The sequence below is a fragment of the Rhodoferax sp. TH121 genome, from assembly GCF_002251855.1.
Lineage (GTDB): Bacteria > Pseudomonadota > Gammaproteobacteria > Burkholderiales > Burkholderiaceae_C > Allorhodoferax.
On sequence record NZ_NOXW01000022.1, the window covers coordinates 809,672 to 830,348 of the forward strand.

Annotated in this window: 22 protein-coding genes and 1 tRNA gene; 14 read left to right on the forward strand and 9 right to left on the reverse strand. The window is 58.4% G+C overall.

Translation table 11 applies throughout. The features are described from left to right. Nucleotides 1–120: 120 nt before the first annotated feature. On the reverse strand, nt 121–1,263 hold the full coding sequence (locus CHU94_RS18180) for a S1C family serine protease (RefSeq protein WP_094482892.1): 1,143 nt from the start codon (nt 1,261–1,263) through the stop codon (nt 121–123). Nucleotides 1,264–1,361: 98 nt separating this feature from the next. Between CHU94_RS18180 and CHU94_RS18185 the strand changes: the two genes are divergently transcribed. Genes CHU94_RS18185 through pdxA form a run of 3 tightly spaced genes read left to right on the forward strand, consistent with a single transcriptional unit; the run spans nt 1,362 to nt 3,539 of the window. Further along, complete coding sequence (locus CHU94_RS18185; RefSeq protein WP_176452083.1) at nt 1,362–1,727, forward strand: hypothetical protein; 366 nt, start codon at nt 1,362–1,364, stop codon at nt 1,725–1,727. 16 nt (nt 1,728–1,743) lie between these two features. Then, nucleotides 1,744–2,496 (forward strand): Nif3-like dinuclear metal center hexameric protein, encoded by a 753-nt coding sequence (locus tag CHU94_RS18190; protein WP_094482459.1) that lies wholly within the window; start codon nt 1,744–1,746, stop codon nt 2,494–2,496. Next, nucleotides 2,493–3,539 (forward strand): 4-hydroxythreonine-4-phosphate dehydrogenase PdxA, encoded by a 1,047-nt coding sequence (pdxA, locus tag CHU94_RS18195; protein WP_094482461.1) that lies wholly within the window; start codon nt 2,493–2,495, stop codon nt 3,537–3,539. Before CHU94_RS18190 ends, pdxA begins: the two co-directional genes overlap by 4 nt. 83 nt (nt 3,540–3,622) lie before the next feature. Here pdxA and mscL read toward each other — a convergent pair whose 3' ends face one another. Continuing rightward, nucleotides 3,623–4,051, reverse strand: coding sequence for a large conductance mechanosensitive channel protein MscL (gene mscL, locus CHU94_RS18200; protein ID WP_094482463.1), 429 nt, complete (start codon nt 4,049–4,051; stop codon nt 3,623–3,625). 155 nt (nt 4,052–4,206) lie between these two features. On the opposite strand from mscL, the gene petA reads away from it, so the two are divergent. The 6 genes from petA (at nt 4,207) to CHU94_RS18230 (ending at nt 8,344) form a co-directional block, all read left to right on the forward strand. Next, nucleotides 4,207–4,821 (forward strand): ubiquinol-cytochrome c reductase iron-sulfur subunit, encoded by a 615-nt coding sequence (gene petA / locus CHU94_RS18205; protein ID WP_094482465.1) that lies wholly within the window; start codon nt 4,207–4,209, stop codon nt 4,819–4,821. An 11-nt stretch (nt 4,822–4,832) separates the two neighbouring features. Next, nucleotides 4,833–6,245, forward strand: a complete 1,413-nt coding sequence (locus CHU94_RS18210; RefSeq protein ID WP_094482467.1) for a cytochrome bc complex cytochrome b subunit — start codon at nt 4,833–4,835, stop codon at nt 6,243–6,245. Between the two features lie 19 nt (nt 6,246–6,264). Next, nucleotides 6,265–7,020: a cytochrome c1 gene (locus CHU94_RS18215; RefSeq protein WP_094482469.1), complete on the forward strand. Its 756-nt coding sequence runs from the start codon at nt 6,265–6,267 to the stop codon at nt 7,018–7,020. 102 nt (nt 7,021–7,122) lie between these two features. Then, complete coding sequence (locus CHU94_RS18220) at nt 7,123–7,734, forward strand: glutathione S-transferase N-terminal domain-containing protein (RefSeq protein WP_094482471.1); 612 nt, start codon at nt 7,123–7,125, stop codon at nt 7,732–7,734. A gap of 19 nt (nt 7,735–7,753) precedes the next feature. Next, on the forward strand, nt 7,754–8,218 hold the full coding sequence (locus CHU94_RS18225) for a ClpXP protease specificity-enhancing factor (RefSeq protein ID WP_176452101.1): 465 nt from the start codon (nt 7,754–7,756) through the stop codon (nt 8,216–8,218). 50 nt (nt 8,219–8,268) lie between these two features. Then, a tRNA-Thr gene (locus CHU94_RS18230) sits at nt 8,269–8,344 on the forward strand. A gap of 13 nt (nt 8,345–8,357) precedes the next feature. On the opposite strand, the gene CHU94_RS18235 is transcribed toward CHU94_RS18230, so the two are convergent. Continuing rightward, nucleotides 8,358–8,681, reverse strand: a complete 324-nt coding sequence (locus tag CHU94_RS18235; RefSeq protein WP_094482896.1) for a hypothetical protein — start codon at nt 8,679–8,681, stop codon at nt 8,358–8,360. Nucleotides 8,682–8,707: 26 nt separating this feature from the next. Between CHU94_RS18235 and CHU94_RS18240 the strand changes: the two genes are divergently transcribed. From CHU94_RS18240 to CHU94_RS18260, 5 genes are all read left to right on the forward strand, one after another. Further along, nucleotides 8,708–9,664 (forward strand): M23 family metallopeptidase, encoded by a 957-nt coding sequence (locus tag CHU94_RS18240; protein WP_094482475.1) that lies wholly within the window; start codon nt 8,708–8,710, stop codon nt 9,662–9,664. Between the two features lie 137 nt (nt 9,665–9,801). Further along, a complete protein-coding gene (secA, locus tag CHU94_RS18245; RefSeq protein WP_094482477.1) occupies nt 9,802–12,555 on the forward strand; it encodes a preprotein translocase subunit SecA in 2,754 nt (917 codons plus the stop codon). A gap of 10 nt (nt 12,556–12,565) precedes the next feature. Further along, nucleotides 12,566–13,795 carry a bifunctional glutamate N-acetyltransferase/amino-acid acetyltransferase ArgJ gene (gene argJ / locus CHU94_RS18250; protein ID WP_094482479.1) on the forward strand — a complete coding sequence of 410 codons (1,230 nt, stop codon included), beginning with the start codon at nt 12,566–12,568 and terminating at the stop codon, nt 13,793–13,795. Between the two features lie 11 nt (nt 13,796–13,806). Further along, on the forward strand, nt 13,807–14,691 hold the full coding sequence (locus CHU94_RS18255) for an ATP-binding protein (protein ID WP_094482481.1): 885 nt from the start codon (nt 13,807–13,809) through the stop codon (nt 14,689–14,691). Continuing rightward, the gene (locus tag CHU94_RS18260; RefSeq protein ID WP_094482483.1) at nt 14,688–15,176 is read left to right on the forward strand and encodes an NUDIX domain-containing protein; all 489 of its coding nucleotides are present in this window, start codon (nt 14,688–14,690) and stop codon (nt 15,174–15,176) included. Before CHU94_RS18255 ends, CHU94_RS18260 begins: the two co-directional genes overlap by 4 nt. Before the next feature lie 28 nt (nt 15,177–15,204). Here the strand turns inward: CHU94_RS18260 and CHU94_RS18265 are convergent, their stop codons facing one another. The 6 genes from CHU94_RS18265 to pilB are packed head-to-tail and all read right to left on the reverse strand — an operon-like array spanning nt 15,205 to nt 20,631. Further along, nucleotides 15,205–15,408 (reverse strand): DNA gyrase inhibitor YacG, encoded by a 204-nt coding sequence (locus CHU94_RS18265; RefSeq protein ID WP_094482485.1) that lies wholly within the window; start codon nt 15,406–15,408, stop codon nt 15,205–15,207. A gap of 18 nt (nt 15,409–15,426) precedes the next feature. Then, nucleotides 15,427–16,182, reverse strand: a complete 756-nt coding sequence (zapD, locus tag CHU94_RS18270) for a cell division protein ZapD (protein ID WP_094482487.1) — start codon at nt 16,180–16,182, stop codon at nt 15,427–15,429. 22 nt (nt 16,183–16,204) lie between these two features. Beyond that, a complete protein-coding gene (coaE, locus tag CHU94_RS18275) occupies nt 16,205–16,813 on the reverse strand; it encodes a dephospho-CoA kinase (RefSeq protein ID WP_094482490.1) in 609 nt (202 codons plus the stop codon). A 4-nt stretch (nt 16,814–16,817) separates the two neighbouring features. Continuing rightward, nucleotides 16,818–17,663, reverse strand: a complete 846-nt coding sequence (locus CHU94_RS18280; RefSeq protein ID WP_176452084.1) for an A24 family peptidase — start codon at nt 17,661–17,663, stop codon at nt 16,818–16,820. Continuing rightward, a complete protein-coding gene (locus CHU94_RS18285; protein WP_094482492.1) occupies nt 17,663–18,880 on the reverse strand; it encodes a type II secretion system F family protein in 1,218 nt (405 codons plus the stop codon). The genes CHU94_RS18280 and CHU94_RS18285 overlap by 1 nt, the downstream gene beginning before the upstream one ends. A 20-nt stretch (nt 18,881–18,900) precedes the next feature. Further along, a complete protein-coding gene (gene pilB / locus CHU94_RS18290) occupies nt 18,901–20,631 on the reverse strand; it encodes a type IV-A pilus assembly ATPase PilB (RefSeq protein WP_094482494.1) in 1,731 nt (576 codons plus the stop codon). Nucleotides 20,632–20,677 lie beyond the last annotated feature (46 nt).

Below are 20,677 nucleotides of genomic sequence, written 5' to 3' on the forward strand. Positions count from 1 at the left end.
TTGGTAACGAATTGGCTGCTAGGCCGCATGGTTGTTGCGTAAAAAGCTCCTAAAAATATAGCAAAAAAGGCGACCCAAAGGTCGCCTTTTTTTGTGTCTGCAAGGGCTTGTGCCGCTGGTTCAGCGCGCCGCCTTGGGTTTGGGTCGCACACCGGGAGTCACGTTCAGTTCCATCTTCTGGTTTTTGCGCTCGATGGTGAAGGGCGCCGGTGTGCCAGGTTTGAGTGAGGCCACGATAGACAGCAATTGGGTCACGTCACCAATCGGCTTGTCGGCAATGCTCACAATCACATCGCCGGGGCGCACACCGGCTTGGGCTGCCGGGCCGTTTTGCAGCACGCCGGTGATGATCACGCCTTCTTTGGCTTTCACGTCAAAGGTCTCCGCCAGCTCAGGCGAGAGGTCGTTGGGCTCCACGCCAATCCAGCCGCGTGTGACCTGTCCGTCTTTCACAATACCGTCCAGCACCATCTTGGCCGTCGTTACAGGGATGGCAAAACCAATACCCATGCTGCCGCCCGAACGGGAGTAGATCGCAGTGTTGATGCCCAGGAGGTTGCCATGGGTGTCCACCAGCGCTCCGCCCGAATTGCCGGGGTTGATGGCGGCGTCGGTCTGGATGAAGTTCTCGAAGGTGTTGATACCCAGCTGGTTGCGCCCCAGTGCGCTCACGATACCGCTGGTCACGGTCTGGCCCACGCCAAAGGGGTTGCCAATCGCCAGCACCTGGTCGCCGACCTGCAGGCTATCGGAGTTGCCCAGCACGATGGTGGGCAGCTTGTCGAGTTCAATCTTCAGCACCGCCAAGTCGCTGTCGGGGTCGGTGCCAATCACTTTGGCGGCTACACGGCGGCTGTCATTGAGGATGACTTCAATTTCGTCGGCCTCTTCGATCACGTGGTTATTGGTCAGGATGTAGCCGCTGGGACTCACGATCACGCCGCTGCCCAGGCCCCCCTGGGGCTCATTGCCCTGGTCGCCGTAGAAGAATTTGAACCACGGGTCGTTGGCATTGGGGTTCTTGGCGGCCACCTTGCTGGTGTTGATGCTCACCACCGCGGCGGATGCCTTTTGTGCGGCCAGGCGGTAGCTGCCGGGCGGAACCTCGCCGGGTTGTGAGGGCGGAGCCTGGAGCAGAGCGATGGCACTATCCACCGTGCTGGGGCCATGGCCTAGCCATTGGGGCTTGAGGGTGGCCACTACAAAGTACGCAGCAAGCAGCACCGTAGCGGTTTGGGAAAACAGCAACCAAAGTCGTTTCATCGGGAGTTCCAGCAGGCGCGGCACACCGGTGTGCCGCGCAGGGCAAATTGTAGGCGGCATGGGCTCGCGCGTTACAGTGGTGCATTGCGTTGTTGACCATGCAAACCATCCTCATCCACCCCGCGGCGCCGTCCAAACCCCCAGAGGGCGCCCCCTGCAATGGCTGCGGCGTGTGCTGCCTGGCCCAGCCATGCCCCGTGGGCATGCTGTTGTCACGCCGCCGGCACGGGGCTTGCGGGGCCTTGCGCTGGGAAGCCGCGCAGGCCGTTTACCGCTGTGGGGCCATCACTGCGCCACGTGCCGCCGTGGTGGTTGCACTGCCACCTTGGCTGCGATGGCTCGCCCCAGTGCCTGCCGCTTTGTTAAAGCGCTTGGCCCGGCGCTGGGTGGCTGCCGGGCAGGGCTGTGACAGCGACCTGCAGCCCCTGTCCCCCCCGCCCGCTACAACGACAATCCACTCTTGATCTCGCCGTTTGCCTTATGACTGACCGTACCACCTTGCTCTCCACCCTAGACGCGCTGCTACAACCCGAACGCTTCAAAGACTACGGCCCCAACGGGCTGCAGGTGGAGGGGCGTTCTGAGGTGAACTCTTTGGTCTCGGGCGTCACGGCCAGTCTGGCGCTCATCGAGGCGGCCATTGCAGCCAAGGCCGATGCCATCTTGGTGCACCACGGCTTGTTCTGGCGCGGCCAGGATGGCCGCGTGACGGGCTGGATGCGCCAGCGCCTGGGCCTGCTGCTGGCCCACAACATCAACCTCATTGCCTACCACTTGCCGCTGGACGCTCATGCCGAACTGGGCAACAACGCGCAGTTGGGCAAGGTATTGGGGCTGGTGGCGGACGCCCGCTTTGGCGAGCAGCAGCTGGGCTTTGCAGGGCCCGCGCCTGCGGCCCTGGCCACCGCGCAGGCGCTGGCCGACCATGTGCATGCCTCACTGGGCCGTGCCGTGACTCTGGTGCCCGGGGGCGCACAGCCGCTGCGCCGTATTGCCTGGTGCACCGGTGGCGCCCAAAGTTATTTTGAAGACGCCATTGCCGCCGGGGCCGATGCTTTTATCACCGGCGAGATTTCCGAGCCCCAGGCCCACTACGCGCGCGAATGTGGTGTGGCCTACATCGCCTGTGGCCACCACGCCAGCGAGCGCTACGGTGCGCCAGCAGTGGCTGCCCACGTCGCCTCCCAATTGGGGCTGGTTCACACCTTCATCGATATCGACAACCCCGCATGAGTGACACTGTTCTCCCTGTCGCTATTACGCTGGGCGACGCTGCTGGCATTGGCCCCGAAATCATTGCCCAGTCGTTTCTGCGCAACCCCGAGGCCGTGCAAGGCTGCTTTGTCGCTGGGGATGTGCAAGCCATGCGCCGCGCATTGGCCGTGGTGCAGGGTGCCGTGCCACTGCCCGTAGTGGAGCTCGCAACCCCCGCTGAGGTCTTGCAGCTACCCCCGCGCTGCCTGCCGGTGTTGCAGGTGGGCGATGCGCTGACGCCCGTGGCCTGGGGGCAGGTCAGTGCTACCGCGGGCGAATTCGCCGGGCGCTGCGTCGGGTGGGCAGCCGACGCCGCGTTGCGCGGCGAAATCGCCGCGCTGGTAACGGCACCGCTGCACAAGGAGGCCTTGTCCGCCGCCGGTGCGCCCTACGACGGCTATCCAGGCCACACCGAGATGTTGCAGGCCGCAGCGGCGCGCCATGCTGGCGTGGCGGTAGACGCGATGCCGGTGCGCATGATGCTGGCCAACGACGAGCTGCGCACCGTGCTGGTCAGCATCCATGTGTCGCTGCGCGATGCGCTGGCCGCGGTGACCGTGGATAACGTCTTGCAAACGATTCGGATCACCCACGACGCGCTGTCTCGCACACTGGGCCGTGCGCCGCGCATTGCTGTGGCCGGTGTGAACCCGCATGCGGGCGAGGGCGGCCTGTTCGGTCGTGAGGAGCTGGATACGGTGATCCCGGCCATCGAGGCAGCACGCGCCCAAGGCTGCCAGGTCTACGGTCCGATTGCGCCTGACACCGTATTCATGCGCGCCCGCCATGCGCCGGGGCATCCGGGCGAGTTTGATGTGGTGGTGGCCATGTACCACGACCAGGGGCTGATTCCCGTGAAGTACCTCGGCGTAGAGCAGGGCGTGAACGTGACGCTGGGCCTGCCGCTGGTGCGCACCAGCCCGGACCATGGTACTGCGTTTGACATCGCTGGCACGGGCCGCGCCGACCCGTCCAGCCTGCTGGCGGCCATTCGGATGGCGCGCCAGCTTTCATTGCCCTGATTTGAGATGAAGTAGGGTCTTGGGCCCCGTGGATACTGCGCAAATAGCTATAAAAATGATAGCGTATTGCGCGGGTCGGCGTTTTACTTCTTGAGACTGTCGCGGATCTCGCGTAGCAACAGCACGTCTTCGGGCGTCACCACGGGGGCGGGCGCCGCAGCCGGAGCTTCTTTCTTCAGGCGGTTGATTTGCTTGACCATCAGGAAAATGATGAAGGCCAGAATCGTAAAGTTCACGGCCACGGTGATGAAGCTGCCATAGGCAAATACGGGAATGCCGGCTTTTTTGAGTCCGGCCAGGGTGGTTTCGGTGCCGGGTGGCACGGCCCCCAATACCCAGAACATATTGGAGAAGTCCAGTTTTCCGATGATGGCGCCCACCAGCGGCATGATCAGGTCGCCCACGACCGAGTCCACAATCTTGCCAAAAGCAGCACCAATGATCACGCCCACAGCCAAGTCAATCACATTGCCTTTGACCGCGAAATCCTTGAATTCCTGAATCATTCCCATCGCTTGTTGCTCCAAAGTGGTTGAAAGAAGCCGAGTATTACCGACAAAACAGGGGTAAACCAGAGCAGCCGCGTCAACTGGCGCGTTGAATGTCCCCACTGCCGTCAGCTACAATCCCGGCTTACCCCTACTAGCGATGTTCATTGAGGATTCTCATGAGTGAAACCCCTGTCGACAGCAAAAAGATCGACTCCAGCAAACGGACCTGGCTGATTGCTTCCGGCTGTGCTGGTGCAGTGGGCGGTGTCGCAACCGCCATCCCCTTTGTGAGCACTTTCCAGCCCTCCGAGCGCGCCAAGGCCGCCGGTGCTGCCGTGGAAGTGGACATCGGTGAACTCAAACCCGGTGAAAAAGTCACGGTGGAGTGGCGTGGCAAGCCGGTCTGGATCGTCCGTCGCACTCCAGAGCAGGTGGCCGCGCTGGCGGGTATCGATGGGCAACTGGCAGACCCCAAGTCGGAGCGCAAGCCCGATGAACTGACGCCCGAGTATGCCCGCAACGAGGCGCGCTCTATCAAGCCAGAATTTTTTGTCGCAGTCGGTATTTGCTCTCACTTGGGCTGCTCGCCTTCCGACAAATTCCAGACCGGTGCCCAGCCCTCGCTGCCCGACGACTGGAAGGGCGGCTTCTTGTGCCCCTGCCACGGTTCCACTTTCGATATGGCTGGCCGTGTCTTCAAGAACAAGCCTGCACCAGACAACCTCGAAGTGCCGCCGCACATGTACCTGTCTGACAGCAAGCTGCTGATCGGCGAAGACAAGAAAGCCTGAGGAAGAACAACATGGCGACTTTCAAGGAAATCTCCCCCAACGCCTCCGCTGGCGAAAAGGTGACGAACTGGTTCGAAAACCGTTTCCCCACGGCGTTTGACGCCTACAAGGTGCACATGTCGGAGTACTACGCTCCGAAAAACTTCAACTTCTGGTACATCTTTGGCTCGCTGGCCCTGTTGGTGCTTGTGATCCAGATCGTCACCGGCATCTTCCTGGTCATGCACTACAAGCCCGATGCTGCCCTGGCGTTTGGCTCGGTGGAATACATCATGCGCGACGTGCCATGGGGCTGGTTGATCCGCTACATGCACTCCACAGGTGCTTCTGCCTTCTTCGTGGTGGTTTACCTGCACATGTTCCGTGGCCTCATCTACGGCAGCTACCGCAAGCCGCGCGAACTGGTCTGGATCTTTGGCTGCGCTATTTTCCTGTGCCTGATGGCTGAAGCCTTCATGGGTTACCTGCTGCCTTGGGGGCAGATGTCCTACTGGGGTGCCCAGGTGATCGTGAACCTGTTTGCTGCTGTGCCTTTGGTTGGGCCCGATTTGGCCTTGCTGATCCGCGGCGACTTCGTCGTGGGTGATGCCACCCTGAACCGCTTCTTCAGCTTCCACGTGATCGCTGTGCCCCTGGTCCTGTTGGGCCTGGTGGTGGCGCACTTGCTGGCGCTGCACGATGTGGGTTCCAACAACCCCGACGGTATCGAAATCAAGGGCCCCAACGCGCCCCGCGATGCGGCTGGCCATCCCTTGGACGGTGTGCCTTTCCATCCGTATTACACCGTGCACGACATCTTTGGTGTCAGCGTCTTCCTGATTGTGTTTACCGCCATCATCTTCTTCGCGCCCGAGTTTGGTGGCTACTTCCTGGAGTACAACAACTTCATCCCGGCTGACCCGCTGAAAACTCCTGCACACATCGCTCCGGTTTGGTACTTCACGCCCTTCTACTCCATGCTGCGTGCCATCACCAGCGAGATGATGTATGCGCTTATCGCCTGCGTGCTGGCTGCGGCTGCTTTCAGTATCTTTAAGTTCAAGATGCCCGCGATCTTCAAGGGCGTGTTGGCTGGTGCCGCTGTCGTGGCAACGGTGCTCATGCTTTCCATCGACGCCAAGTTCTGGGGTGTGGTGGTCATGGGGGGCGCTGTGGTGATCCTGTTCTTCCTGCCTTGGCTGGACTACAGCCCCGTCAAGTCCATTCGTTACCGTCCTGATTGGCACAAGTACCTCTATGGCATCTTTGTGATCAATTTCGTGATTCTTGCCTACCTCGGCGTGCAGCCTCCATCTCCTCTTGGTGAGCGTGTGTCGCAAGTGGGTACCTTGTTTTACTTCGGTTTCTTCTTGCTGATGCCTTGGTGGAGCACATTGGGTAAATCCAAGGAAGTGCCTGCCCGTGTGACCTTTGCGGCCCACTGAGCGCCGGAGACTGACTGACATGAAAAAACTTCTGATTACCTTTGTGGCAGCTGTGGGCTTTGTTGCCGGTGCCCATGCAGCCGGTGGTGGCATCCCTTTGGACAAGGCGCCCGTCAAGACCAACGATTTGGTCTCCCTGCAAAATGGCGCCAAGCTGTTTGTGAATTACTGCCTGAACTGCCACTCTGCAGCGTTCATGCGTTTCAATCGTCTCAAAGACATTGGTTTGACCGATCAGCAAATCAAGGACAACTTGCTCTTCACGACTGAAAAGGTCGGTGAAACCATGAAGGCGGCCATTGACCCCAAGCAAGCCAAAGACTGGTTTGGTGCCAACCCACCCGATTTGACCGTGATTGCACGCTCGCGCGCAGGTGCGGGTGGTTCGGGTGCAGACTATCTGTACACCTACTTGCGCACCTACTACCCTGATGACACCAAGGCGACCGGCTGGAACAACTTGGTGTTCCCCAGTGTTGGCATGCCTCATGTGCTGTGGGAACTGCAGGGCAAGCGCGTCCCCGTGTATGACACGGTGGAAGAGCATGGGCACGAGGTGCATGTTTTCAAGGGCTGGAAGCAAATCACGCCCGGTACTATGACCCCTGCCCAGTACGACCAAGCGATTGGTGATCTGGTCAATTACATGCAGTGGATGGGAGAGCCCGCACAAAACACCCGTGTTCGGGTGGGTGTCTGGGTCTTGCTGTTCTTGTCGGTGCTGACGCTGTTTGCCTGGCGCCTGAATGCGGCGTTCTGGAAAGACGTCAAGTAAAGTCGCGCGCTGTCGCATGGGCCTGTTAGGCCTAGGCTGATGGTGTCAGAGTGGGTCAGCCGAGGCGACCCACTCTTTTTCATTTTTTAGGAGTCTCTTGCCATGATGGTGCTGTATTCAGGAACAACCTGCCCCTTTTCTCACCGTTGCCGTTTTGTGTTGTTCGAGAAAGGCATGGACTTCGAAATCCGCGATGTGGACTTGTACAACAAGCCCGAAGACATCAGCGTGATGAACCCCTACGGCCAAGTTCCCATCTTGGTCGAGCGTGACCTGATCCTGTACGAGTCGAACATCATCAATGAATATATTGATGAGCGTTTCCCTCATCCCCAGCTGATGCCCGGTGATCCCGTGGATCGCGCCCGTGTGCGCCTGTTTTTGCTGAATTTCGAGAAAGAGCTGTTCGTGCACGTGTCCACCCTGGAAGCCCGCGCCTCCAAGGGTAACGAGAAGGCATTGGACAAGGCCCGCGCACATATCCGTGACCGCCTGACTCAGCTGGCCCCCGTGTTCCTCAAGAACAAGTACATGCTGGGTGAAAATTTTTCCATGCTGGACGTCGCCATTGCGCCGCTGCTCTGGCGCTTGGACTACTACGGCATTGACCTCAGCAAGAATGCGGCCCCCTTGCTCAAGTACGCAGAGCGCATCTTCTCGCGCCCGGCCTACATTGAGGCGTTGACGCCGTCTGAAAAGGTGATGCGTAAATAAGCTGCTTGGAGTTGCCATGATGGATGCTGACAACGCCCAGTCCACACGTCCGTACCTCATTCGTGCTTTGTACGAATGGTGTACGGACAATGGCTTCACGCCTTTTATTGCAGTGCAGGTGGACGATTCGGTCCGCGTGCCACATGAGTACGTCAAGGATGGGGAAATCGTGTTGAACGTCAGTTTCGATGCGACCAGTGCCTTACAGCTGGGCAATGAATTCATTGAGTTCAAAGGGCGTTTTGGGGGTGTGGCGCGAGACATTCTGGTGCCGGTGCACCGCGTGCTTGCCATTTATGCGCGGGAAAATGGGCAGGGTATGGCTTTTCCAGTGACTGCAGTCCCAGAAGGTGCTGCGCCCAAGCCCCCCGTGCCGGAGGCCAAGCCTGCGGTGTTGGCGCCTGTGCCTAGCTCAGAAGATGCCGGTCCCGACACTCCGCGTCCCCCTGGCGGCGGTCGGCCCGCTCTGACGCGTGTGAAATAGACGGCTTTATGTCCAATCGGGCGTCGTGCTTGATGTAGAATTCGGCCCGTGCCGCTTTAGCTCAGTTGGTAGAGCAACCGCCTTGTAAGCGGTAGGTCGTCAGTTCGAATCCGACAAGCGGCACCATTTCACCCTCCCGTCATAGCTTATTTTTGCTTGGCGGCGACACTTGGACCTTTAAGCGAATTGAGTTAACCTCCCAGCCTTTGGAGCGCAAGTGCGCTTGCATGGCGGGAAGCAGTTGGCGCAATTTGGCTGCCACAGCATTGTTGTCCAGTAGCAGGCACCACTCGCTCCCATCAATAGGGCCGGCCTGAATTGCCATACGCAAGGTACGTGGAATCAGGCTTTCCAAGCTTTTGAGCCGCGCAGAAGATTCTGTTGCCAAGTCACTGAGTCGGGCCAAGGCAGGCGATTCCCGGCTTGCTTGCAAAGCAGATACGGCTCGGTGATTGCGGATCAAGGGTTGCATGAAGAGGGTGTTGGAATATGCAAGTGATTATCACGGATGCCTGGATGGCCAAGAGCCGAGCTTTCCATTTGAGCGGGGCCAAACTCTTGCTGTCGCTGTTCGCGCTGTCCATGGCGCTGATGCTCGTTTCAGCTGGCCTGTACCACTGGGTGTTTCTAAAAGGCGCACGCGAAGGCTGGCCTGTTATTGGATCTTTGGTGCGCCTGGTGGTTAAAGACGAATTTGCCCAGCGTGACCGTTATCTGCGCGAAAACATTGAAGTACTGGCCAAAAAGTTGGGTGAGATGCAAGCCAAGTTGCTCCAGTTGGAGTCTTTGGGCGAGCGCGTTTCTGGTTTGGCGGGAATCAACCCGGCCGATATCAAGGTGAAGCCGGGGCAAGGCGGGCTTTTGGTAGAGGGTCGACCTCTGACCTTGCAGGAGCTGGATGCGGGGCTTGAAGCGCTGGATGTGATGGCGAGCCAACGGTCTGAAGCCATGGCACAAATCGAGTCCCGTCTGTTCGAGCAAAAAATCAAGAAGATGATGGTGCCGACCCAGACGCCAGTACCTGATGCCAACCTGGGCTCTGTGTTTGGCTGGCGCATTGATCCGATTACGGGGCGTTCTGCGCTGCACACCGGCCTTGATTTCCCTGCGGAGACCGGCACCCCGATCTACTCCGCGGCTGGCGGTATGGTGGTGACCCAGGAATTCCACTTTCAATACGGCAATATGATTGAGGTGGACCATGGCAACAACCTTATTACCCGTTATGCACATGCCTCCAAGGTGTTGGTCAAAAAGGGTGATTTGATCAAACGTGGCCAGAAGATTGCCGAAGTGGGAACTTCCGGGCGATCCACCGGGCCGCACCTGCATTTCGAGGTGCTGGTGCAGGGTGTGCCACAGGATCCGCAGAAGTTTTTGAATGCCGGGCGCAATCTTCCGGCTGCCCAAACAGCGCAATCCAAAGCGGCCGATACGCAACGCTAAAATCGGCGATTTGGTATTTGTGGTGGTGCGGGCGCACACGCGCTTGTCTTCCATCTGAATGCCCCCATTTCACCCAGACGAGAAAAAGGACTGCGCTGATCTGCCACCCATGGTGGGGGCAGGCCAGTCTTGCATGCATGGCCATCAATATCCTTACCAAAATCTTTGGCAGTCGCAATGACCGCTTGCTCAAGCAATACCGTTCCGTGGTCGCGCGGATCAATTCGCTGGAGCCGCAGTTCGAGCAGTTGACTGACGATGGTCTGCGCGCGAAGACGCAGGAGTTCAAGGACCGCATTTCCAAGGGTGAGACACTGGACGCCATCCTGCCTGAGGCATTTGCCGTGGTACGCGAGGGTTCCAAGCGTGTCATGAAGATGCGGCATTTCGATGTGCAATTGTTGGGCGGTATGTCGCTGCACAACGGCAAAATCTCTGAAATGCGTACGGGTGAAGGCAAAACCCTGACTGCGACGCTGCCGGTCTACCTCAATGCCCTGAGTGGCAAGGGGGTGCACGTTGTGACAGTGAATGACTACTTGGCCAGCCGCGATGCCAAGTGGATGGGACGCTTGTACAACTTCCTGGGTTTGACAGTGGGCATCAATCTGCCTCAAGCGCCCCGTGAGGACAAACAAGCTGCCTACCGTGCCGACATCACCTACGGCACCAATAATGAATACGGTTTTGATTACCTGCGCGACAACATGGTCTACGAGGTGGCAGACCGTGTTCAGCGTGGCCTGAACTACGCCATCGTGGATGAGGTGGACTCCATCTTGATTGACGAGGCACGCACGCCGCTCATCATCAGCGGCCAAGCTGAGGATCACACGGACCTCTACATTGCCATCAACAAGGCGATCCCGAAGCTGGTAAAGCAAGAGGGCGAAGCAGATCCCCGCACCGGTGAAGGCGTGACCAAGCCTGGTGACTTTACGTTGGATGAAAAAAGCCATCAGGTTTTCTTGACCGAGCAGGGCCACGAATCAGCCGAACAGATCTTTGCAGAGTTGGGCCTGATTCCTGCGGGTTCGTCGCTGTACGATCCGGCCAATATCACGCTGATGCATCACCTGTACGCGGCGCTGCGGGCCAATCACCTCTACCACCGCGACCAGCACTACGTCGTGCAACAAGGTGAAATTGTGATCGTGGACGAATTCACCGGCCGACTGATGACCGGTCGCCGCTGGAGCGATGGCCTTCACCAGGCTGTGGAAGCCAAAGAGGGCGTGCAGATCCAGGCAGAAAACCAAACGCTGGCCTCCATTACCTTCCAGAACTACTTCCGCTTGTACGGCAAGCTCGCTGGTATGACGGGTACGGCGGATACCGAAGCTTACGAATTCCAGGAAATCTACGGTTTGGAGACCGTGGTGATTCCGCCCAACCGCAAGAGTCTGCGGGAGGACCAGTTGGATCGCGTCTACAAAACCACGCGTGAAAAGTACGAAGCTGCGATCAAGGACATTCGCGAATGTTACGAACGTGGCCAGCCCGTGCTGGTCGGCACCACCTCGATTGAAAACTCCGAAATTATTGCGCAGCTGCTGGAGAAGGAAAAGCTGCCGCACCAGGTACTCAATGCCAAGCAGCACGCACGTGAAGCGGACATTGTGGCCCAGGCTGGTCGCGCGAAGATGATCACCATTGCGACCAACATGGCGGGCCGAGGCACCGACATTGTGTTGGGCGGCAATATAGAGAAAGCCTTGCAAGAAGTTGAGTCCGATGAGGCCTTGGATGCCACGGTCAAGGACGAAAAAATCAAGGCCTTGCGTGCGCAGTGGATGCAGGACCATGAAGCAATCAAGGCTCTGGGAGGTTTGCGCATCATTGCCACCGAGCGCCATGAGTCACGCCGTATCGACAACCAGCTGCGTGGCCGCTCAGGCCGCCAGGGTGACCCTGGTTCTTCGCGTTTCTACCTGAGTCTAGACGACTCGCTGATGCGTATCTTCGCGGGCGATCGCGTGAAGTCGATCATGGATCGCCTGAAGATGCCTGATGGCGAGGCCATTGAGGCTGGCATTGTCACGCGCAGCATTGAAAGCGCCCAGCGCAAGGTGGAGGCACGCAACTTTGACATGCGCAAGCAATTGTTGGAGTACGACGATGTATCCAACGACCAGCGCAAGGTGATTTACCAGCAGCGCAATGCGATTCTGGACGCGCAGGACTTGGGCGCCCAGATTGGTTCGCTACGCGAGGGGGCATTTGAGGATTTGGTGCGCCAGTACGTGCCCGCAGAGTCTGTGGAAGAGCAGTGGGATGTTCCTGGTTTGCAAAAAGCACTTGCCGATGATTGGCAAATCAGCCTGGACTTGCAAAAGCAGGTGTCGGAAGCGAGTTCCATTACCGACGAAGAAGTCGCCAGCACCGTGGTGCAAGCTGCCAATGCGGCTTTCCAGGCCAAAGTGGATTTGGTCGGCGCTGAAAACTTCACACAGTTTGAACGCATGGTGTTGCTGCAAAGCATTGACAGCCATTGGCGTGACCACCTGAGCGCGCTGGACTATCTGCGCCAAGGCATTCACCTGCGAGGCTATGCCCAGAAGCAACCCAAACAAGAGTACAAGCGTGAAGCGTTTGAGCTGTTTGGCCAGTTGCTGGATTCGGTCAAGAACGACGTCACCAAGGTGTTGATGACGGTCAAGATTCAGTCCAATGAACAACTGGAGCAGGCTGCAGATGCCATGGAGGCGCGCGGCGAAAGCATTTCGAATGTGACGTACAGCGCCCCCACTGAGACTGGTGAGGTGCAAACCACGGTGGATACGGCTACCGTGAAGCCCAGTGTCAATGATGTGCCTCGCGTGGGCCGCAACGAGACTTGCCCTTGTGGTAGCGGCAAGAAGTACAAACACTGCCACGGCCAATTGACCTGAGAGTGCTTCCATGCCTGTGAACCTTCCATTGCCCGAAGCGGCATTGCTAACCCCCATCCCCGGCGTGCGCATTGGGGTGACTGAAGCCGGTGTGCGCAAGCTAGGCCGCAAAGACTTGACCGTCGTGCTGTTGGACGAAGGCGCTAGCGTGTCGGGGGTTTTCACTTCCAACCGGTTTTGCGCCGCCCCCGTCCAGCTGTGCCGCGAGCATTTGGCGTCTGGTCAGTCCATGCGTGCCCTGCTGATCAATACGGGCAATGCGAATGCGGGTACGGGTGCGGATGGGCTGGCCCGTGCGCAACGCAGCTGCGTGGCCTTGGCCGCCAAGCTGGGAATTGCGCCCCAGCAAGTATTGCCATTTTCCACGGGTGTAATCATGGAGCCCCTGCCGATTGATCGCATCGAAGCTGGCTTGGACGCAGCCATTGCCGATGCGCGTCTGGACCACTGGCTGAAGGCAGCAGAGGGCATCATGACTACTGACACGCAGCCCAAGGCCTGCAGTGCCAAAGTCACCGTGGGTGGACGCGAAGTCAGCATTAGTGGCATCAGCAAGGGCGCGGGCATGATTCGCCCCAATATGGCAACCATGCTGGGTTTTATTGCCACCGATGCTTGCGTGAGCCAGGCCGTGATGCACCAACTGTCGCAGGAATTGGCGGAGGGTTCTTTCAACCGCATTACCGTGGACGGTGACACGTCCACCAACGACTCTTTGGTCGTGATTGCCAGCAACAAGGCGGGTAACGCTGAAATTACTTCGCTGCAGTCGGCAGATGGATTGGCGCTCAAGGCAGCCATGCTGGGTGTGGCACGCCAACTAGCCCAGGCCATCGTACGGGATGGTGAGGGCGCTACCAAGTTCATCACCGTGCAGGTGGAGGGTGGGCGCACTGCGCAAGAGTGCCGCAAAGTGGCCTATGCAATTGCACACTCACCGCTGGTCAAGACCGCGTTCTACGCCAGCGACCCAAATTTGGGCCGCATTTTGGCTGCTGTAGGGTATGCCGGTATTGATGATCTGGACCAGACAGGTATCGAATTGCATCTGGACGATGTGCATGTCGCTACGCGTGGCGGGCGCAATCCTAGCTACCGCGAAGAAGACGGCCAACGGGTGATGAAGCAAAGCGAAATCACCGTGCGGGTGGGCTTGGGTCGCGGTACCGCGACCGAGACCGTGTGGACGTGCGACTTTAGCCACGATTACGTCACGATCAACGCTGACTACCGCTCCTGAGCGCAACCTCTATGACGGATACCCTGCCCCGAGAGTTGGCCGGTTTTTTGGCGCGTGCCGAGCTGTTTATGGCGCGCGTGGAGGCTTCCTTGCCGCATGGCGTGGAGCCGCCGGATTGGGAGGCTTCGATCGCCTTTCGCTACCGCCGTCGCCGTTCAGGCCAGGGCGTGATCACACCAGTGCATCATGTAGGCGCCATGAGCTTGGACGACCTGAAGGAAATTGACGACCAAAAAGAAAAAATCCAGCGCAATACGGCCCAGTTCGTCCGGGGTGCCACTGCCAACAACGTGCTGCTAACCGGCGCACGAGGCACCGGTAAGTCCTCCTTGATCCGTGCCTGCTTGCACACCTACGCAGCCCAAGGGTTGCGTCTGATCGAGGTGGACAAGGCCGACTTGGTGGACCTGACGGATATCGTCGAACTGGTCGCTCAACGACCCGAGAAATTCATCGTGTTCTGTGACGACCTGAGTTTTGACGAGGGCGAGGCGGGCTACAAGGCCTTGAAGTCGGTGCTGGATGGCTCGGTGGCGGCTGCGACGCCCAATGTGCTGATCTACGCGACCAGCAACCGCCGCCACCTGCTGCCCGAGTACATGTCCGAGAACCTGACCTACAAACACACCGACGACGGTGAGGTGCATCCGGGTGAGGGCGTTGAGGAAAAGATTTCTCTGTCCGAGCGTTTCGGCTTGTGGGTGAGTTTTTATCCTTTTAGCCAAGATGAGTACTTGGCCATCGTGGCCCAGTGGTTGGCTGCTTTGGGTGTTTCACAAGCACGTATCGCAACTGCACGTGCAGATGCCTTGTTATGGGCGCTGGAGCGCGGCTCGCGTAGCGGCCGGGTGGCCTACCAGTTCGCCAAGGACTTTGCAGGGCGCGAGCAGGCATGACCATCCCCTTGGTTGCGGACCCGGGAGCTGCCCGTGTTGGAGGCACTGATCGCCAGGCCGTAGAGGTCGCCGTGGGGGTGTTGGTGCGCGAAGATGGCGCCTTCTTGTTGACCTCCCGACCAGCTGGCAAAGCCTATGCCGGGTACTGGGAGTTTCCTGGCGGTAAACTTGAAGCAGGTGAAACCGTAGAGCAAGCATTGCGACGTGAATTGTGTGAGGAGATCGGCATCACCATTGCGTCGGCCGTGCCCTGGAAGGTGGAGTTGGTCGACTACCCGCATGCTCTCGTGCGCTTGCATTTCTGCAAGGTGTTTGAGTGGTCGGGTGAATTGCAGATGCGGGAGGCGCAAAGCTGCTCATGGGAACAGCTCCCGGTCCAAGTCATGCCAGTACTACCGGGTACTGTACCTGTGCTGGACTGGTTTGCCGCTGAGCGGGCATACCAGGGTGCTACATATTCGATAGCTGTTAGCGCAGGTAACTAGTGGGCTAGAGCCATTTTTGGCTTAATTTTCATTGTAGTTTGGTGTCGCCAAACACTTGGTCGTCAGGCGGAGCCTCAGTAGGCACACGGAACGACTCACTGGCCCACGCACCCAAATCCAGGTTCTTACAGCGTTCACTGCAAAATGGGCGGTAGGCATTGCTAGGGGCGTAGATGCTGTCACCCCCGCATTGGGGGCAGGCGACGATCTTCTGGGATGAAGACTCAGGCATAGAACGGTGTGTGCTCGGTCAAGAGCACAAGGTCAGCTCAAATGCCCCATCCTCGCCGCTGGGATGCAGACGGTCGTCGTCTGCGTGGCGCATCAGGCGAATAGACACCATCAGGCGATTGCCACTGATCTCAGGAATCACTTGCAAGGCTGGGTCCAGCGATAGCCGCAGCAGCTGGAAGGTTCTTCCCTGGGGCAGGTTTTGCTGGAACTGCCCACCCACCGCAACGACTTTTTGTGGCGCACCCGAGTCACGCAGCATTTTGAGCAGCAGGTGAATGGACTCTGCCAAGGGGGCCAGCGTGGACGCCCAACGTTGCAAGTCTTCCTGGCGAGCCTCTGCGTTGCGGTGTTGCCATGCGTAGTAGGCGGGCAGGTCAAATTCACAGGTGCCGCCTGGAATGCCGACTCGGCTGCGGATACTCATGAGCCAGTCATTTTCGGTCAAGGCTTGGCCTGCTTTGCCGGTTAGCCCATTCAAGGAGGTAAAGCAGTGGTCTAACTGCCCAATCACTCGGTCGAGCACGGTTTCGGCGATTGCAGGGTTGCCACGGTAGCCGTTGAGGATCTGCTTTTGTTTGTCCAGATCTTTGAGAACGTCCGACTTTAAGTCAGCGCGTGCCCCCACGTCCATCACTTCAAAAATCGTCGCCAGCGCAAAGTGGTGGTCCAACGGTTCCGCACGTGACATCAATTCCGCCAAGCGCAAAAACAGGTGTTCGAGTCGCAAATAGGTGCGAATGCGTTCGTTGAAGGGGTATTCGTAGAGGATCACGCTGTATTTTCCGGTCGTCGAATCATAGCCCGAACTGCCGTCCAATTTGCTGCACATGCAGGGCCAATGCATCGAGGCTGATGCCATCGTTGAACAGCACCGCATCAGCGGCCCGCAGACGCTGTGTGCGCTTGGCTTGTGCGGCCATGATGTTTTGCACTTCGCTACGTGACATACCGTTGCGCTGCATCACACGCTGGATCTGGGTCTCGCTGCTGCAGTCCACGACCAGAACCCGGTGCAGGCGTTGGCGCCAGTGCGCTGATTCCACAAGAAGCGGAATGTCAAAGACGAGGCAATGTGTGCCCTTGGTTTCCGCGTCCTGCGCCTCTTGTTCAATGGCTGCGCCAACCAAGGGGTGAACAATGGCCTCCAGCCTCGTGCGCGTACTGGCATCTGAAAAAGCCAGCTGGCGCATCTTGTCGCGGTCCAGCGCTCCCGCCGCATTCAGCAGCCCAGGCCCAAAGGCTTCCTGGATTGCGGGAATAGCGGCCCCACCTGCCGCTGTAGTCGCACGTGCCAATGCGTCTGCGTCAATGACATGTGCGCCTTGAGTCTGGAGCAGTGCGGCGACGGTGCTCTTGCCGCTGCCGATCCCGCCGGTAAGGCCCAAACGCAAGGCGGCAGGCATGTGTTCAGATACCGACCAGTTGGCGTAGCGTCTGAGGCCCAAGGAGCATGGCTGCGAAACCAGCCCCTGCCAGAAAGGGGCCAAAGGGCACGTAACCACCTTCGCGCAGGCCGCTGGTGAACTTCATGGCAATACCCACCACGCCACCAATCACAGATGCAATCAGGATGATGGGAATTAGCATCGGCCAGCCAAACCAAGCCCCCAAGGCCGCAAACAGTTTGAAGTCGCCGTAGCCCATACCTTCTTTGCCCGTGACCAGCTTAAACACCCAGTAAATGGACCACAGGGACAGATAACCAGCGACAGCGCCCCAAAATGCGGTCACGAAGGGAACTGGAGTCCATTGAAGCGCCGCAGCCACCAGACCCAGCCACATCAGTGGCAAGGTCATGTCATCCGGCAGCAGGGTGGTGTCCCAGTCAATGAGCGCCATGCCCAAGAGCAAGGCGGAGAAGGCACACCAAGCAAGTCCGGTGGCGGAGGCGCCCCACTGCCAACCGGACCACAAGAACAGGGCACCCGTGGCCAACTCGACCACCGGGTAGCGCAGGCTAATCGGTGCTTTGCAAGCAGCACACTTGCCGCCCAGCACGGCATAACTCACGACCGGAATATTTTCAAACCAGCGAATCTGGTGCCCACAGTGCGGGCAGCGTGAGCGCGGCACCATGAGATTGAATGGCTCTGAAGCATCAACTTCTTTGCCGGCCAGTTCAGCACACTCAGCTGCCCATTGCCGTTCCATCATCTTCGGCAGGCGGTACACCACCACATTGAGAAAACTGCCGACTAACAGACCCAGCAGTCCCATCAGGCTGGCATCTAGCCACAGCAGACCTGTCAGCATCAAACCACTTGTCCCAGCTTGAAGATAGGCAGGTACATGGACACTACGATACCGCCGATGATAGTGCCCAGCACCACAATGATGATGGGCTCCATCAGGCTGGAGATACCCGCCACCATGTCATCCACTTCGGCTTCAAAAAAGTCAGCGGCTTTGCCCAGCATGTGGTCAATGGAGCCCGACTCTTCACCAATCGCGCACATCTGTAGCACCATGCTGGGAAACAGATTGGCGTTGGTCATGGCGGTCGTCAATGCGGTGCCAGTAGAGACCTCCTGCTGGATCTTTTGCGTGGCGTTCTGGTAGACGATGTTGCCAGAGGCGCCGCCCACGGAATCTAGCGCTTCCACCAGTGGCACACCCGCCGCAAACATGGTCGAAAGCGTTCGCGTCCAGCGCGCTACACAACTTTTGTCGACCATCACACCAAAGATTGGCAGCTTGAGCATCAGGCGGTCCATAAAAGCCTGCACTTTTTCATTGCGCTGCCAGGCCTGCATAAAGAAATACAAGCCGCCACCGATGCCACCAAAAATCAGCCACCAGTAATCAATGAAAAACTCACTCATGGCGATCACGATCAATGTGGGGGCCGGCAACTCGCCACCAAACGAGCTGAACACCTGTTTGAAGGACGGAATCACGAAAATCATGATCACAGAAACCACCACAAAAGCTACAACCAGCACGGCAATGGGGTACATCAGTGCCGATTTGATTTTTGACTTGATAGCTTCTGTTTTTTCCATGTAGACCGCCAATCGGTCCAGCAGCTGGTCCAAGATACCTGCGGATTCGCCCGCCTCCACGAGGTTGCAGTACAGGTTGTCAAAGTACAGCGGGTACTTGCGAAATGCGGTGCTCAGCGATGTACCCGTTTCCACATCCTGACGGATGTCGTTTAGCAACTTGGTCACGCTGGGGTTGGGGTTGCCGCGGCCCACAATGTCGAATGCCTGAAGCAAGGGCACCCCTGCTTTCATCATGGTGGCCAGCTGGCGCGTGAAGATCGCCATATCCTTGGGTTTGATGCTCTTGCCCGACCGCATGCGACGCTTCTTGATCTTGGTGGGCGTCACCCCTTGCCGGCGCAAGGAAGACTTGACCTGGTTCTCGCCCACGGCACGTATTTCACCCCGCACCTGCTTGCCGTTGCGGTCTTTGCCTTCCCACTCGAATACTGCGTCTTTGCTGTCCGCAGACTTTGCTGTTGCCATAGGGTCCCCTGGGTTGCCTTTTATTCGTTGGTGACGGCCAGCACTTCTTCCAACGAAGTCAGCCCGAGTTTCACCTTGTGCAGGCCGGCCTGACGCAGTGAGCGCACGCCTTCGGCCTCGGATTGCGCTGCAATCTCCATGGCACTGCCGTCCCGCAAGATGATGCGCTGAATTTCATCACTAATGGGCATCACTTGGTAAATACCAACACGCCCTTTGTAACCGTTGTTACACATAGAGCAGCCTACCGCCCGGTAGGGTTTCCAACTGCCGTCCAAGTCAGACTCCTTGAACCCTGCGTCCAGCAGCGCGGCTTTCGGTACCTCGGCGGGTTGCTTGCAGTTCATGCACAGACGGCGCGCCAGGCGCTGGGCTGTGATCAGTATGACGCTGGATGCAATATTGAAGGGCTGAATGCCCATATTGCGCATGCGCGTAAGTGTGGTGGGCGCATCGTTAGTGTGCAGGGTAGATAACACCAAGTGGCCTGTTTGTGCCGCCTTGATGGAAATGTCCGCCGTCTCTAGGTCCCGAATTTCCCCCACCATGATGATGTCTGGGTCTTGACGCAAAAATGACTTCAACGCCGCTGCAAAGGTCAATCCTGCCTTTTCATTCACGTTCACCTGGTTCACGCCGGGCAAGTTGATTTCGGAGGGGTCCTCGGCTGTCGCAATGTTGACGCCTGGTTGGTTCAGCAGGTTCAGGCAGGTATACAGCGACACGGTTTTTCCCGAGCCCGTGGGGCCCGTCACCAAAATCATTCCGTAAGGTCGCCCGATAGCCTTCAGCAGACGCTCTTTCTCTTCGGCTTCGTAACCCAAGGCATCAATGCCCAGTTTGGCGCTACTCGGGTCCAAAATCCGGATCACAATTTTTTCGCCGAACAAGGTGGGCAGGGTGCTCACGCGGAAGTCGATCACGCGGTCGGCCCCCACCTTGAGCTTCATGCGGCCATCTTGTGGCACCCGCTTCTCAGAAATATCCATCCGCGAGATCACCTTGATCCGCGAGGCCAGCTTGTCTTTGATTGCAATGGGTGGACTGGCAATTTCGCGTAGCTCGCCATCAATCCGGAACCTTACCCGGTATTGGTGTTCGTAGGGCTCAAAGTGCAAATCGGATGCCCGCATGCTGAAGGCATCCATCAACATCTTGTGCAAAAAGCGCACCACCGGCGCATCTTCCACCTCAGCCGTTGTAGCCGTGGTTTCTGTGCTTACCTCGGTGGCGCTTTCATCAAATTCAAAGTCCCCGCCAATGATGTCTTCCATCGCCTCGGTGGCAGTGGTGGTGTTGGCGTCCACCATCTTGGAGAGCTTGTCAAACTCTGCGATGACCCAGTCGAACCCCATTTGGGTCGAGAACTTGATGCGCTCGGCAGCGGCCTGGTCGGATGGATCCGCCGTGGCAATGATTAGGCGGTTGCCACGTTTGCTCAGTACCAGCACCCGGAAGTCGGTGCAAATCTTGGGGTCCAGCAGACCTTTGGGCAAGCGTTGAGGATCTACAGCGTCCAGATCCACCAGCGGGGCGGCAAAGGCTGCCGACAGGGTGTGCGCCAAGTCGGCAGAGGATACAGCGCCAGAACCCACCAGCTCTGCCATGAAGCTGCTTTTGCCGCCCACGGCTTTGCGATAGAGGTCTTCTGCGGCCTTTTGGGGAAGCTTTCCAGCGGCCACCAGAGCGCGACCAATGCCGGGCAGGGCCACTGTGGTGGTATCGCGGTTTACAGATTCAGCTACAGCCATAGCCGGCTAGGATATACGAAGCTAGGTGTATTCGTGCGGTTGCAAG